The sequence below is a fragment of the Bradyrhizobium sp. 197 genome (assembly GCF_023073375.1).
Taxonomy (GTDB): domain Bacteria; phylum Pseudomonadota; class Alphaproteobacteria; order Rhizobiales; family Xanthobacteraceae; genus Bradyrhizobium.
Genome location: NZ_JADPJJ010000058.1, coordinates 147395 through 160171, shown reverse-complemented (window position 1 = coordinate 160171; position 12777 = coordinate 147395). Strand labels below are relative to the sequence as shown.

The window sequence follows — 12777 nt, the reverse complement described above, 5'->3', positions numbered from 1 at the left end:
GCAAAGCGAATCCCGGATCGGACTACACACCTGCAATTGCAGCAACTACATCCCACCCATCTTGCAGACGAGCTTCCATTCCTCGGGCGTCACCGGCTGCACCGAGAGGCGCGAATACTTCACCAGGGCCATGTCGGCGAGTTTCTTCTCGGCCTTGATCGTGGCCATCGTTACCGGCGTCTTCAAGGGTTTGTCGGCCTTGATGTCGACGCAGACGAATTTTGCGGTCTTGTCGGTCGGATCGGGATAGGCTTCCTTGATGATCTCCGCGATGCCGACGATCTCCTTGCCCTCGTTGGAATGATAGAAGAACGCCTTGTCGCCCTTCTTCATGTTCACGAGGTTTATGCGCGCGGTGTAATTGCGCACGCCGGTCCAGGCTTCGCCCTTGGCGCCCTTCGCCACCTGCTGGTCCCAGGACCACACCGACGGTTCGGATTTCACCAGCCAGTAGTTCATCGCAAACTCACCTCATTGTTGTTGGACCGGGATCCCTGCGGTTCGCCCCAGCGCGCGCAGGCCGTTAAGTGCAACCTGCGACGCGGTAGAGGCCGCCGTCATTCCTCAGCCTTGAACGGCCTTGTCAGCAGCCCTTCGATCGCGGCGTCAATCGTCAACCGGCCATCCAGGATGGCAGCCACTGCCTGGGAGACCGGCATGTCGACGTGCCGCGCGGCCGCGAGCTCGACCAGCACGGGCGCAGTGAATGCACCTTCCGCAAGCTTGCCCGCCGGCGCCGCCTCTCCGCGACCGAGCGCTATCCCGAGCGCGAAATTGCGCGATTGCGCGGTCGAACAGCTCAGGAGCAGGTCGCCGAGACCGGAGAGGCCGGAGAGCGTTTCCGTGCGCGCGCCACAGGCGCGGCCGAGCCGCGCCAACTCGCTGAAGCCGCGCGTGGTCAGTGCGGCGAGTGCGGAGGCGCCGAGCTTGCGGCCGACCACGATGCCGGCGGCAATCGCCAGCACGTTCTTGGCCGCGCCGCCGATCTCGACGCCGCGGACATCCGTCGTGTGATAGGGCCGGAAGGTCGCCGAGCCCAGCGCCTGCACGAGGTGGCTGGCCAGCGCTTCTTCCACCGCCGCCAGCGTTACCGCAGTCGGCAGGCCGCGCGCGACGTCGTCGGCAAAGCTTGGGCCCGACAGGATCGCCGGCTGCGCGTGAGGCGCGGCCTCCGCGATCACGTCGGTCATGAATTTGTGCGTGCCGTGCTCGATGCCCTTGGCGCAGGCGACGATCGGCACCGGCTTTGCGAGGTGCGAAGCCAGCATGTTGACCGCGCCGCGCAGATGCTGCGCCGGCGTCGCGATCAGCAGCATGTCCGCGCGCGCCGCCATGGTGAGATCGCTCGTGACGATGATCTCCGGCGCGATCCGTACGCCGGGCAGCCGCGGATTGTCGCGGCTCGATGCGATTCGTATTGCGTGCTCGGCATTGCGAGCCCAGAGCGTCACGTTTCGTCCGGCTCGCGCAGCCACAGTCGCGAGCGCCGTGCCCCAGGCGCCTGCACCGATCACCGCGACGGATCGGAACGCTGTCATTGCTTAGTATCCCGCCCGCGTTTTGCCGTACCCGGCCGGTGCCGTCGCGTTCGCATCGAGCGACCAGCGCGCGCGGGGCTGCGCTTCCATAGTGTCGGTCATGCCGAGCGCGAGACGTTCGGCGCCGGCCCAGGCGATCATCGCGCCGTTGTCGGTGCAGAGTGCGGGCGGTGGCATGATCAGTTGCGTTCCGGCTTTCCTCGCAACGTCATGCAGGGCGCCGCGGATAGCCTGGTTGGCGGCGACACCGCCGGCCGCCACCAGCGCACGCGGCGCGCCGAACTGCTCGCGGAAAAGTTTGAGACCGACGCTCAACCGGTCCGCGGTGGAGTCGAGCACGGCAGCCTGAAAACTCGCGCAGAGATCGCTGACGTCCTGCGGCGTGATCTCAGTTAGCCGGCTCGCTTCGTTGCGCACCGCCGTCTTCAATCCCGACAACGAGAAATTGGCGTCGGGGCGTCCTTGCATCGGCCGCGGAAACGCAAATCGCCCCGGATCGCCGCTTGTTGCCGCGCGTTCGACCTGCGGGCCGCCCGGATAGGGCAGGCCCAGCATCTTCGCGACCTTGTCGAAGGCCTCGCCGATCGCGTCATCCACGGTGGTGCCGAGCCGCACATACTCGCCGACGCCGGTGACCGCAACGATCTGGGTATGGCCGCCCGAGGCGAGAAACAGGCAATAGGGAAATTCGAGTGCATCGGTGAGGCGCGGCGTCAGCGCATGCGCTTCGAGGTGGTTCACCGCCACCAGCGGCGTGGCGTGGACCATCGCGATCGCCTTCGCGGTGGTGAGACCGACGATGACGCCGCCGATCAATCCGGGGCCCGCGGCGGCCGCGACACCGTTGAGCTGGGCGAAGTCGATGCCGGCCTCGTGCATGGCGCGGTCGATGATGCCGTCGAGCAGGTCGACATGGGCGCGTGCGGCGATCTCCGGCACGACGCCGCCGAAACGGGCATGCTCCTCGACCTGCGACCGCACGATATTGGACAGGATCTTGCCGCTGCCGTCAGGCGTGCGCTCGATCACGGCCGCGGCGGTCTCGTCGCAGGTGGTTTCTATGCCCAGTACCAGCATTGGCGAATTGGTATCCAATCTGCGCCCTTCTCACCCCTTGCGCTCATCCGCAAAGCAGAGTTCTGGTACGTCCGGTAGCATTCCGGGGTCGGCTTGCGCAATCGCCACGCGCAGCTCTCCTCGTGAATACGTCACCGCCACGTGCCCGGAACCAAGCGATGTCCATTCTTGTCACACGGCCGCATCCCGACAATGTGGCGACAGCGGAAAATCTGCGCGCGCGGGGTCATGTGGTGCTGCTTGCCCCGGTGCTCAAGTTCGAGCCGGTCGTCTTCCATGACGAGAGTGAGACGGGCTACAGCGCCGTCATCGTCACGTCGGCCAATGCGATCCGTGCCGTCGCACCGCAATTGCCGGACCTTGGCCTCCTGCCGCTGCCGCTGTTTGCGGTCGGCGAGCACACCGCTGCCGCGGCGCGCGATGCAGGCTTTGCCGAGGTGGTGGTCGCCGGCGGCGATGCCGCGGCTTTGCGCGACAAGGTGATGGAGAGCGCGCGCAACAAGCGGCTGAAGAAAAAGAGCACGCTGCTTTATCTCGCGGGCGCGGATCTGTCGCGCGACCTCAGCGATGATCTGGGCGCCGAAGGATTTAGCATCGTCACGCAGACGACCTATCGCATGGTCCCGGTCAAGCTGTTGCCGCGCGATGTCTGTGAGGGCTTTGCCGCCCATGGGATCGAGGCGGTGCTGCATTACTCCCGGCGCAGCGCGCGGGCTTTCCTGGAGGCCGCGCGGGGTGAAGGTGTCGAAATCTCGGCTCTGGCGATCCCGCAATGCTGCCTGTCCGAGACGGTCGCAGGCATATTGCGCGAGGCCGGTGCCTCGCAGGTTCTGGTGGCCGCGACGCCGGACGAAAATGCCTTATTTGACTCCTTGGAGCGTGCTTTGCGCACCCGTTTGGCGTAAGAGGTCGGGCCGAATCCCACGCAATCGGGTTCGTTTAGGGCATGTAAGTGTGAGGAACCGTCACGATGGCCGACGACAAGCCTGAAGACGCAGGATTGGCTCCCGAGTCCAGCCGTGCCAAGCGCACCCCGCCCACCATCGACCTCGAGGCAACCGAAGTCTCCACCCAGCCGCAGGAGGTGGCGGGCCAGCCGCAGGCTGCGGCGACCGAACAGGCCGCGCAGGAGCAGGCCAAGTCTGAAGAGGTCAAGCCCGAAGAGGCCAAGTCCGAAGAGGCCAAGTCCGAAGCCGCCAAGTTCGACGAAGCTAATGCCGAGCCGCAGCCCGAACCTGCCGAGGAGCGGTCTTCCGTTGCGTCCGCGTCCGTATCGCCATCGATTTCACCTTGGATTATCGCTCCGTTCTCGGGCGCGGTCGCAGCCGCAATTGTGATCGCCGTCGGCTGGATGCTGGGCTGGCCTGCGGTGCAGGCACCGCCGGCCGCTCCGCAAGTGACGGGCGCAACGGTCGATGCGCTGAGCGGGCGCGTTGCCGCGGTCGAAGCCAAGGCGGGCAAGCCTGCCGCCGATCCGGCCATGCTGGCGCGGATCGATGCGCTGGAGAAATCCGCAACCGGCCTGCGCAGCGACATCGCCAATCTGCGCGCGCAGTCTGACAAGACCGCGGGCGCCCTGAACGACGCGAAATCGGCGCCGCCCGCTGTCGCGCCCGATCTTGCCGCTCTCAACGACCGCCTCGCGCAGCTCGAGCGTGCCACCAAGACCGAACGTGCCGAACTCGCGCAGCAGGGCGAGAAGATTGCCGATGCGAGGACGATGGACGACAAGCCGCTGCGCCATGTGGTGGCGGCGGCCCTGCTCGACGTCGCCGTTCGCCATGGCGACGCTTACGAATCGCAGCTCGCCGCGGCGCGGTCGCTTGCGGCAAAGCCCGATATGCTGAAGCCGCTCGACACCTTTGCATCGTCCGGTATTCCGACGCCGGTCGCGCTGAGCCGCGAGCTCCTCAACATCGTGCCAAAACTGTCGCCGCCGCCGGAAACCCCGGCCAGCAGCGCAGGCATCGTCGAGCGCCTTCAGGCGGGGGCGTCAAAACTCGTTCGCATCGAACGTACCGACGGGATCGGCAGCGATCGCGGCGCTATCGTCTCGAGGGTGACGGCCGCAGCGCTTCGCAACGATTTCGTGGAAGCTCGGCGCGAGGTGAAGACGCTGCCGGAGGCCGACCGCGCACCGGCGCAGGCCTGGCTCGACAAGGCCGATGCCCGCGACGCCGCGCTCGCGGCGTCCCGCAAACTCGCCGACGATGCCATGGCGGATCTCGTCAAGCCTGGTCAATAAAGGTTCGCGCAATAATCGGCGCGTATAGGGATCGTCATGCTTCGCATCGTCCTCTTCCTTGTCCTGATCGCGCTGGCGGCGGCCGGCGCGGCCTGGGTCGCCGACCAGCCCGGCGATCTCGTCCTGACCGCAGGCGCTTTCCGCGCCACAACGACGTTGCCCAGGTTCGTGTTCTTGCTCGGCCTCTTTGCCGCGGCAGCCGTGCTGGTCTGGAGTCTCCTGACGATGATCTGGCGCGCGCCGGGGCGTCTGCGCCGCCGTCGTCACGAGAAGCGTCACGCCCGCGGCCGTCACGCCATCACCCACGGCCTGCTCGCGATCGGCCATGGCGACACCGCGCTTGCTCGTCGCCACGCCGACACCGCGCGGCGGCTGGCCGCGAACGACCCGCTCGCACTTCTCTTGCATGCGCAATCCGCGCAGCTCGAAGGCAATCGCGACGAAGCCCAGCGCGTCTTCCGTGCCATGGCCGAGCGCGAGGACACGCGCCTGCTCGGCTTGCGCGGCCTGTTCATCGAGGCGCAGCGCGCCGACGATGCGGTCGGCGCGGTGATGATCGCCGAGGAAGCGATCAAGCTGTCGCCGTCCTCGACCTGGGCCTCGCATGCGGTGCTCGGCTTCCGCTGCGCGCGCGGTGACTGGAGCGGCGCGCTCGCGATCCTCGATTCGAATCTGTCCGCGGGCCTGATCGACAAGCAGGCCTATCGCCGCCAGCGCGGCGTGCTGCTCGCCGCACGCGCGCTGGAATTGGAGACGATGGACCGCGACGTCGCGCGCGAGAGCGTGATGGAGGCGATCAAGCTCGCGCCGACCCTGGTCCCGGCCGCAGTGCTTGCCGCAAAATTCGAGAGCGAGGCGCATCAGGTGCGTCGCGCCATGAAGCTGGTGGAAGCCGCCTGGCTCGCCAATCCGCATCCCGACCTCGCGGATGCCTATGCGCATGTGAAGCTCGGCGATTCCGCACGGCAGCGCCTGCAGCGGGTCGAGACGCTTGCCGCCAAGATTCCTGTCGACAAGGCTGGTTATGTCGAGGGCCAGCTCGCGATCGCGCGCGCCGCGATCGATGCGTCCGAGTTCGCCCGTGCGCGCGAGGTGCTGGCGCCTTACGTCAACGATCCGACCCAGCGCGTGGCGCTGCTGATGGCCGAGATCGAGCGCACCGAGCACGGTGACGGCGGCCGGGCCCGCGCCTGGACCTTGCGCGCGGTGCGCGCCCGCCACGATCCGGCCTGGACCGCGGACGGCTATGTCAGCGAGCGCTGGCGTCCGGTTTCCCCGGTCACCGGCCGCCTTGACGCGTTCCAGTGGCAGACGCCGGTCGCGAGTCTTCCTTCCGATAAGGGCGACATGATCGAATCCTCGGCCTTCGAGGAGGCCATGCTGGCGGCCGCGCCGCCGAAGCGGGTGACGTCGGCCCGGAGCGAAAGCCCGGCGGAACCGCCGGTAACGGCGCCGGATCCGGTGCCTGCCGCACAGGACAATTCGCCCCCCGAAGCCACAGAGGCCGCCAACGAGGAGCCGGTCGTCACGTCCGCCGAGCCGGTTAAGCCGTCCCCTGAGATCGCCGAATCATCGCCGGCGGCAGCAACGCCGGTGTTCCGAACCCGCGCTGACCTCGGCAAGCCGGCACCAGCGCCTATTCCCGCCGTCATCCCGATCATCCGCGCCCCGGATGATCCCGGGATCGACGACGAGGGTCCGAGCGATGAATTTACGGAACAAATCGGCACGGCCAAGGTCCAGGCCGGCGGCTGGCGCGGATTCTGGTCCCGCTGGGGCGGGTGAGAGGCATTTCGAAGCCGGCTCCACCTTGCCAATTCGGGCCATGCCCGATATCACGAGCGCGCGTATCGGGACCGGCCTTGCCGTGTTCCGGCAGGGTTCGCCGCAATAGCTCAGTTGGTAGAGCACGTCATTCGTAATGACGGGGTCGGGGGTTCGAATCCCTCTTGCGGCACCAGCGCCTCAGTTGTCCAGCCCGGAGACATCGGTAACAGGTTGTACCTAAGACATGGGTGACAACCTCGTGCCGAACGGGTTGTCGAGGGGTTGCAGGGTTTTCTGCTCCAGGTCGAAATATCCCAAATCATAGTGCATGAAGCTGGCGAGCCAAATGCCGTCATCGACCTCCTTGATGCCGAGTTTCTGGCCGGCCAGCATGAGTGATCGTGATCACATAACCTCGCGATCGGCTCCCCTAGTGTCCAGCTCACGCCAAACACGGGGAGAATTCATATGCGCAAGATCATTCTGGTCGCCGCCGCCATGGTGCTGGCCTCCGCATCTGCCCAGGCCCGCGGCCCGCGCGGCTTGTCACTGGCCTCGACCAACGAACAGGCTTCGGCTCCGCAAACGACGGCGACAACGAGCGCGCCGACGCAGGTGAGCGAAGCAGCGCCAGCCGCCGAAGCTCCGAAATATCTCGATCGCCCGCCCGCGATTTCGCTCACGGCCCCTGCTGCGACCGCGCCGACCACAACGATGGCGACGTCAGCACCCGCGGCGATCGAACCCGCCGCGAAGGCGGACAAGCCGAAGCACAAGCGCAGCTGGACCGAAGGCCGCATCATCGGCGAGCTGCATCGCCACGGCATCTATTGGTAAGGTGTCTTTGGTCCCAAAAGCATATGGCCGGGACTAGCCCGGCCATGACGCAAGAGTTTTTGATCTGATCGGGCGCGTTACTGCGAAACCGTCTGCACCACGTTTCCGATCGGACGCGCGCTCGAGGTCGGCACCTTCAGGTCCTTCAGCAGCGCCTCGTCATATTCCGGCAGCGTCTGGAAGGTCGTCTTCGCCTTGATCTGCACGATTTTGTAGCCGCCGGCCTTGAGCCGTGCGAGCAGCGTCGGCAGTGCCTCGCCGGTGTGCTTCTGAAAGTCGTGCATCAGGACGATGCCCTTGCCGAGCTTGTCGAGCTTGCTCATCACCGTCTCGACGATCTTCTCGGGGGTAGCGCCCTTCCTGAAGTCAAAAGAATCGAGATCTGTCGACCACATCGCGACGTTGCGGGTGCCGAGATAGCTCACCATTGCCGGATTATGCTGAAGCTGCGGGAAGCGGAAGAACGGCGCCGGGTTGGTGCCGAGCGCGAGCTTCACCGCGCTGAACCCCTTCTCGATCTCGTCCTTGGCCTGCTGCTCCGTCAACTTCTTGCTGTTGAGATTGAGGTGCGACCAGGTGTGTGTGCCAACCGTGTGGCCCTGGGCCAGCACCTGGCGCAGGATTTCCGGATGGTAGGTCGCGTGCTTGCCGACCGAGAAGAACAGGCCCTTGGTGCATTCATCCGCAAGCGCCTTTAGCACCGCGGGCGTGTTGACCGGCCAGGGACTGTCGTCGAAGGTCAGCACGACCTCCTTGTCGGTGAGGAAGTCGAACTGCTTGAAGGTTTCGAAGCCGAAGCCGGGACCGCCGGTGGTGTCGATCTCGACCACGCGGGACACGCCCAGTGCATTCGGATTTGCGCAGGTCGATTTCTGCTGCACCGGCATGGCCGGGGCTGGCGCCGGAGCGGGTACCGCCGGCTTGCCGGCGAGCGCTGCAGTGGTCTCGACGTCATCCCTGGCGGCGAGCTTTGCCGGTGCCGGCAGTTGATCGGCGGCACGGGCTGCAATTGTCTTGGGAGCGGCCTGGTCGGCGCGCGAGGAATAATAAAACCAACCGACGGCGGCAATCACGACCGCTGCAACTACACTGGCCAGCATCAGGCCCAACGCATTACGCATCGCTACTCTTTCCAATTACGCAACCAAACCTGCGGAATTTCCCGCTCGCCGATCCATTAATGCGAAGGATCGGTTAACGTGACACCAACACGACAGCGGATCCGAAGGAATTTCAGCGGGGTGCGCCAAAGTGACCGATGTCACAGAGCGGGGGCCGCCCGTGACCGTCATCACAGTCGAAACTGTTTTGCTGGAGCATCGTCGTTCCCATCAACAACGGGCCCGGTTCCGCGGTGCCAATGGGAGCTTCAAATGACCATCTCGCTGAACACCAAGTCCTTGAGTAGCAAGATCCGCGACACCAGCCTGGCTCTGGGCTTTGCCGCCATCGTCTCGATCGCCGCAACCGGCTCGAGCTTCGCCTTCTCGTCCGAAGCGCAGCAGCAGTGCACCAGCGACGCCTTCCGCCTGTGCTCGTCGGAAATCCCCAACATCCCGAAGATCACGGCGTGCATGATGAAGCATCGTTCGGATCTGAGCGTCGGTTGCCGCGCGGTGATGGACAAGGATCTCGCCAAGGGTGGCGCGTCACGCAAGGTCGCTGACGCCCAGGACGGTCAGTAAGAGACGGTCAGTAACAGCAACGGTAACGATCGTTGCGTCGGTTAGCTCCCCTCGCGATGTGCCCCGGCGTCAAGCCGGGGGCCACGCGGCGGCGCATACAGTCTGCGAATAAAGCCGTTGCGACCAGGAGATCGTCGCACTAGCTTCGCCCGCACGTTCTTCCGGGTAAGAGGCATTGCGCGATGACCAGATTTCTTTTCATTGTTTGTTTGATTGTGTGCGCATCGGGCGCGGCCGCGCAACAGCAGCCCGGACACGACGCCTGCGCACGCGACGTCACGCGCTTCTGCCGTCCGGTGATGAACAACGGCGATGGCGCCGTGCTCGCTTGCTTGAAGCAGAACCGTACCCGACTCAGCAAAGGCTGCGAGAAGGTGCTGACGGACCACGGACAGTAGGACGCGGAGTCCGATGGCGAAAAACCTACGTGCTGCTCCCCGCCGCGGGCGCGACCACCGGTAGCACCTCTGTGCCGGCGCGATCCGGCGTGTCTTCTTTCCAGCGCACCGAGCCGAACGGGCGCTCCAGCATGCGGCGGATCCGCACCGGATCGGGACCGATATGGAAGGCGATCGCCTCCTGATGCAGCGCGCGTTCGGACTGGGTCGAGCGGTTGCGCTGGCGCAGATAGTCGAGCCAGGTCGGACAGTGATAACGCTCGGTCCACAATTCGGGATCGGCGATGTCGCGCGCGATCGACCAGCCATAGGCGCCGTTGCGCTGCCTGGAGAGCTGCACGTCCTGCATCACGTTGTGAAAAGCGCGCGCGTTCTCCTGGCTGACCCGGTATTCGATCTCGACCACCAGCGGCCCGCTGCGCGCGGTGAGCGACAGTTTGACTTCCGGATCGGCCAGCACATCGGCGTCTTCGTTGCGGGCACCGACGCGCGGCATCGTGAGCCAGATCCCGAGCACCGGCGAGATCAGCATCAGGCCGGCGGCCGTCAGCAGCGCAACCTCGACACCGGCATAGTCGGTGAGATGGCCCCAGCCCCAGGCACCGATCGCGATGCCGCCGGAAATCGAGGCCTGGAACGCCGCGAGCGAGCGGCCGGCGACCCAGCGCGGCGCCGAGAGCTGCACGCCGATATTGAACAGCGCGACGGCGGCCATCCAGACTGCGCCTGCGAGCACCAGCGCCGCCGCGGTCAGCACCGGCTCGGTGCTGACCGCGAGCGCGGCCATCGCAAACGCCATCGAGATGGTGCAGGCGCGGATCGCGGCTTCGCCGCTCATGCGCTTGCGCAGTTCGTGGATGTTGAGCGCACCGACCACTGCGCCCATGCCGAAGGCGCCCAGCATGATGCCGTAGGTCTGCGCGCCGCCATGCAGCAGGTCGCGCGCGACCAGCGGCATCAGCGCCATGATGGCGCCGCCAATCAGGCCCATCACCAGCGTGCGCAGCAGCACGATCTTGATCGGCGGCGAATTGGTGATGTAGCGGAAGCCCGACACCATGGCACGGTTGAGCTTCTCCCGCGGAAGACGCGAGGGCTCGTTGTTGCGCCGCCAGAGCAGCAGCACCACCAGCAGCGGCAGATAGAGGATCGCGTTACACGCAAACGCCGCCACCGAGCCGAGCGCGGCGACGATGACACCGCCAACCGCAGGGCCGAAGCTGCGCGCGATGTTGTAGCTGATGCCGTTCAGCGCCACGGCCGAAGGTAGTGCATCGGGCGGCACCTGCTCGCTGACCGAGGACTGCCAGGCCGGACCGAACAGCGCGTTGCCGCTGCCGACCACGAAGCAGAAAGCGAGCAGCGTTTCCGGGGAGATGAGATTGAACCCGGCTAGGATCGTGAGCGCGGTCGCGCCAGTCAGCGCGATCACGAGCGCGATCAGGGTGACGATACGGCGGTCATACATGTCGGCGATGGCACCGGCCGGCATCGAGATCAGCATGATCGGCAGCATCAGCGCGGTCTGCACCAGCGCCACCTTGTCCGCCGAGGCCGCCATCTGCGTCATCGCCCAGGCGGCGCCCACGCCCTGGATCAGCAGGCCGAGATTGGAGAGCAGGCTGGCGAGCCAGATGCGCCGGAACACGGTGTAACGCAGCGGCGCGGTGATGCCGTCTGCGGCAATTCTCTGACGGTTCGTCTGCTCGGTCATATCCCCTTCCAGGAGGTCTGGCAGAAGTGGCTTCAGCGATTCCGGTATGTTCAGTGATGCCTGCGAAAGTCGTTCGCTGTCCAGTGGTTAGGCCGGTATAAGCGGTGCAAAGAGATGGTTTTGCCGGGGAGGAACACATGAAGCTGTCGCGACGGATGATCTTGCAAGGTGCGGGCAGCCTGTCTTTCGCAATTGCGAGCTTGCGGGCGGGCGCGTTGGCCCAACCCGCCCCCGCCGCGCCGAGCGAGGTGCCGCCGATCCTGTTCGTCCATGGCAATGGCGAATACGACGCGCTCTGGATGACCACGATGTGGCGGATGGAATCCAACGGCATCGCGCGGGACCGCATGCAGGCGATCAATTTCACCGATCCCAATGCACGAAGCGACGACAAGGTCGAGCAAGCCGGCCGCTCCTCGACCGAGGACCAGCGCCGCGAGCTCGCCGCCGCCACCGCCGAATTGAAGCGTCGGACCGGTGCATCCCGCGTGGCGCTGGTCGGCAGCTCGCGCGGCGGCTATGCGATCCGTAACGTGATCAAGAACGGCGGTGCCGGCGATGTCAGCCATGCCGTGCTGTGCGGCACGCCCAATCACGGCGTGTTCGCGACCGACGACCAGCTCAACAGCGAGTTCAACGGCCGCGGCGCATTCCTGCGCGGCCTGAACGATGGCGAGAGCGAGGTGACGCCGGGTGTTGCCTTTCTCACCTTGCGTAGCGACGGCATGGACAAATACGCGCAGGCCGATGGCCGCTTCATCGGCAAGCCGGGCACGCCAACTGGCGTCACCGTTGAAGGCCCAGAGTTGAAGGGGGCCACCAATCTCGTGCTCGGCGCGCTTGATCATCGCGAGGTGGCGTTTCACCCTCGAGCCTTCCGCGAGATCTACAAATTTATCGCGGGACGTGAGCCCGCGCGCATCGCGATCGTGCCGGAGCAGAGCGTGAAGCTGGGCGGGCTGGTGACGGGCACGCCGGGCGGCGCGCCGACCAATCGGCCGGTGGCGGGCGCAACCGTTGACGTCTTTCGCGTCGATCCTGAAACCGGTGAGCGCAAGGGCAATGCCGTGCACAGCGCGAAGACCGGCGCCGACGGCCGCTGGGGCCCGGCGCAGGTCGAGCCTTCCTGGTCGCTCGAGTTCGTCCTGACATCGCCGGATGCGCCGACAACGCACATCTACCGCTCACCCTTCCCCCGCTCGTCAGAAATTGTGCATCTGCGCGCCGCGCGTCCGCTCGGGCCCGCGGACAAGGACGCCGCGGCTGTCGTCATCCTGTCGCGTCCGCGCGGTTACTTCGGCTTGCCGCGCGACGTGGTGCTGCTCGACGGCAAGGGCCCGGCCGACGTCAAATCGGGTGTGCCCACGGATTCGACAGCAACACTGCGCCTTCCGGCCGGCGACATCGGGCGGAACATCGTGGCTCAATTCAACGAAGAACGAATTGTGGCACGCGCCTGGCCTGCCTCCGAGAACAGGATTGCGATTGCCGAGCTGACTTACTAGCTATTTGCCTG

13 protein-coding genes and 1 tRNA gene are annotated in these 12777 nt (G+C 65.9%); 8 read left to right on the top strand and 6 right to left on the bottom strand.

Going from position 1 to position 12777, the window contains the following annotated elements:
- Positions 1-45 precede the first annotated feature (45 nt).
- The 3 genes from IVB27_RS14215 to tsaD all read right to left on the bottom strand — a co-directional run bounded on the left by IVB27_RS14215 (position 46) and on the right by tsaD (position 2615).
- Positions 46-459 carry an EVE domain-containing protein gene (locus IVB27_RS14215; protein ID WP_247444168.1) on the bottom strand — a complete coding sequence of 138 codons (414 nt, stop codon included), beginning with the start codon at positions 457-459 and terminating at the stop codon, positions 46-48.
- A 98-nt stretch (positions 460-557) separates the two neighbouring features.
- Positions 558-1538, bottom strand: coding sequence for an NAD(P)H-dependent glycerol-3-phosphate dehydrogenase (locus IVB27_RS14210; RefSeq protein ID WP_247444167.1), 981 nt, complete (start codon positions 1536-1538; stop codon positions 558-560).
- Between the two features lie 3 nt (positions 1539-1541).
- Positions 1542-2615, bottom strand: coding sequence for a tRNA (adenosine(37)-N6)-threonylcarbamoyltransferase complex transferase subunit TsaD (gene tsaD, locus IVB27_RS14205; protein ID WP_247444166.1), 1074 nt, complete (start codon positions 2613-2615; stop codon positions 1542-1544).
- Positions 2616-2773: 158 nt separating this feature from the next.
- On the opposite strand from tsaD, the gene IVB27_RS14200 reads away from it, so the two are divergent.
- From IVB27_RS14200 to IVB27_RS14185, 4 genes are all read left to right on the top strand, one after another.
- Positions 2774-3520: a uroporphyrinogen-III synthase gene (locus IVB27_RS14200; RefSeq protein WP_247444165.1), complete on the top strand. Its 747-nt coding sequence runs from the start codon at positions 2774-2776 to the stop codon at positions 3518-3520.
- A gap of 65 nt (positions 3521-3585) precedes the next feature.
- Positions 3586-4860 (top strand): COG4223 family protein, encoded by a 1275-nt coding sequence (locus IVB27_RS14195; protein ID WP_247444164.1) that lies wholly within the window; start codon positions 3586-3588, stop codon positions 4858-4860.
- Positions 4861-4896: 36 nt separating this feature from the next.
- Positions 4897-6645 carry a heme biosynthesis protein HemY gene (locus tag IVB27_RS14190; protein ID WP_247444163.1) on the top strand — a complete coding sequence of 583 codons (1749 nt, stop codon included), beginning with the start codon at positions 4897-4899 and terminating at the stop codon, positions 6643-6645.
- 99 nt (positions 6646-6744) lie between these two features.
- Positions 6745-6820, top strand: a tRNA-Thr gene (locus tag IVB27_RS14185).
- 44 nt (positions 6821-6864) lie between these two features.
- Here IVB27_RS14185 and IVB27_RS14180 read toward each other — a convergent pair.
- Entirely contained in the window at positions 6865-7020 is a 156-nt protein-coding gene (locus IVB27_RS14180; RefSeq protein WP_247352456.1) for a hypothetical protein, read from the bottom strand.
- A 75-nt stretch (positions 7021-7095) separates the two neighbouring features.
- Between IVB27_RS14180 and IVB27_RS14175 the strand changes: the two genes are divergently transcribed.
- A complete protein-coding gene (locus tag IVB27_RS14175; RefSeq protein WP_247444162.1) occupies positions 7096-7464 on the top strand; it encodes a hypothetical protein in 369 nt (122 codons plus the stop codon).
- Between the two features lie 77 nt (positions 7465-7541).
- On the opposite strand, the gene IVB27_RS14170 is transcribed toward IVB27_RS14175, so the two are convergent.
- On the bottom strand, positions 7542-8585 hold the full coding sequence (locus tag IVB27_RS14170; RefSeq protein ID WP_247444161.1) for a polysaccharide deacetylase family protein: 1044 nt from the start codon (positions 8583-8585) through the stop codon (positions 7542-7544).
- Between the two features lie 252 nt (positions 8586-8837).
- On the opposite strand from IVB27_RS14170, the gene IVB27_RS14165 reads away from it, so the two are divergent.
- Together IVB27_RS14165 and IVB27_RS14160 are read left to right on the top strand one after the other, a co-directional pair.
- Positions 8838-9149 (top strand): hypothetical protein, encoded by a 312-nt coding sequence (locus IVB27_RS14165; RefSeq protein ID WP_247444160.1) that lies wholly within the window; start codon positions 8838-8840, stop codon positions 9147-9149.
- A gap of 182 nt (positions 9150-9331) precedes the next feature.
- A complete protein-coding gene (locus tag IVB27_RS14160) occupies positions 9332-9547 on the top strand; it encodes a hypothetical protein (RefSeq protein WP_247444159.1) in 216 nt (71 codons plus the stop codon).
- A gap of 25 nt (positions 9548-9572) precedes the next feature.
- Here IVB27_RS14160 and IVB27_RS14155 read toward each other — a convergent pair whose 3' ends face one another.
- Positions 9573-11261 carry an MFS transporter gene (locus IVB27_RS14155; protein WP_247444158.1) on the bottom strand — a complete coding sequence of 563 codons (1689 nt, stop codon included), beginning with the start codon at positions 11259-11261 and terminating at the stop codon, positions 9573-9575.
- A 137-nt stretch (positions 11262-11398) separates the two neighbouring features.
- Here IVB27_RS14155 and IVB27_RS14150 point away from each other — a divergent pair, with 137 nt between their 5' ends.
- Positions 11399-12766, top strand: a complete 1368-nt coding sequence (locus IVB27_RS14150; protein WP_247444157.1) for a hydrolase — start codon at positions 11399-11401, stop codon at positions 12764-12766.
- Positions 12767-12777: the final 11 nt, after the last annotated feature.

Bases quoted from the DNA above. Each gene is read 5' to 3' on its own strand.
- IVB27_RS14215 (WP_247444168.1), bottom strand. From the start codon at position 459: ATGAACTACTGGCTGGTGAAATCCGAACCGTCGGTGTGGTCCTGGGAC.
- IVB27_RS14210 (WP_247444167.1), bottom strand. From the start codon at position 1,538: ATGACAGCGTTCCGATCCGTCGCGGTGATCGGTGCAGGCGCCTGGGGC.
- tsaD (WP_247444166.1), bottom strand. From the start codon at position 2,615: ATGCTGGTACTGGGCATAGAAACCACCTGCGACGAGACCGCCGCGGCC.
- IVB27_RS14200 (WP_247444165.1), top strand. From the start codon at position 2,774: ATGTCCATTCTTGTCACACGGCCGCATCCCGACAATGTGGCGACAGCG.
- IVB27_RS14195 (WP_247444164.1), top strand. From the start codon at position 3,586: ATGGCCGACGACAAGCCTGAAGACGCAGGATTGGCTCCCGAGTCCAGC.
- IVB27_RS14190 (WP_247444163.1), top strand. From the start codon at position 4,897: ATGCTTCGCATCGTCCTCTTCCTTGTCCTGATCGCGCTGGCGGCGGCC.
- IVB27_RS14180 (WP_247352456.1), bottom strand. From the start codon at position 7,020: ATGCTGGCCGGCCAGAAACTCGGCATCAAGGAGGTCGATGACGGCATT.
- IVB27_RS14175 (WP_247444162.1), top strand. From the start codon at position 7,096: ATGCGCAAGATCATTCTGGTCGCCGCCGCCATGGTGCTGGCCTCCGCA.
- IVB27_RS14170 (WP_247444161.1), bottom strand. From the start codon at position 8,585: ATGCGTAATGCGTTGGGCCTGATGCTGGCCAGTGTAGTTGCAGCGGTC.
- IVB27_RS14165 (WP_247444160.1), top strand. From the start codon at position 8,838: ATGACCATCTCGCTGAACACCAAGTCCTTGAGTAGCAAGATCCGCGAC.
- IVB27_RS14160 (WP_247444159.1), top strand. From the start codon at position 9,332: ATGACCAGATTTCTTTTCATTGTTTGTTTGATTGTGTGCGCATCGGGC.
- IVB27_RS14155 (WP_247444158.1), bottom strand. From the start codon at position 11,261: ATGACCGAGCAGACGAACCGTCAGAGAATTGCCGCAGACGGCATCACC.
- IVB27_RS14150 (WP_247444157.1), top strand. From the start codon at position 11,399: ATGAAGCTGTCGCGACGGATGATCTTGCAAGGTGCGGGCAGCCTGTCT.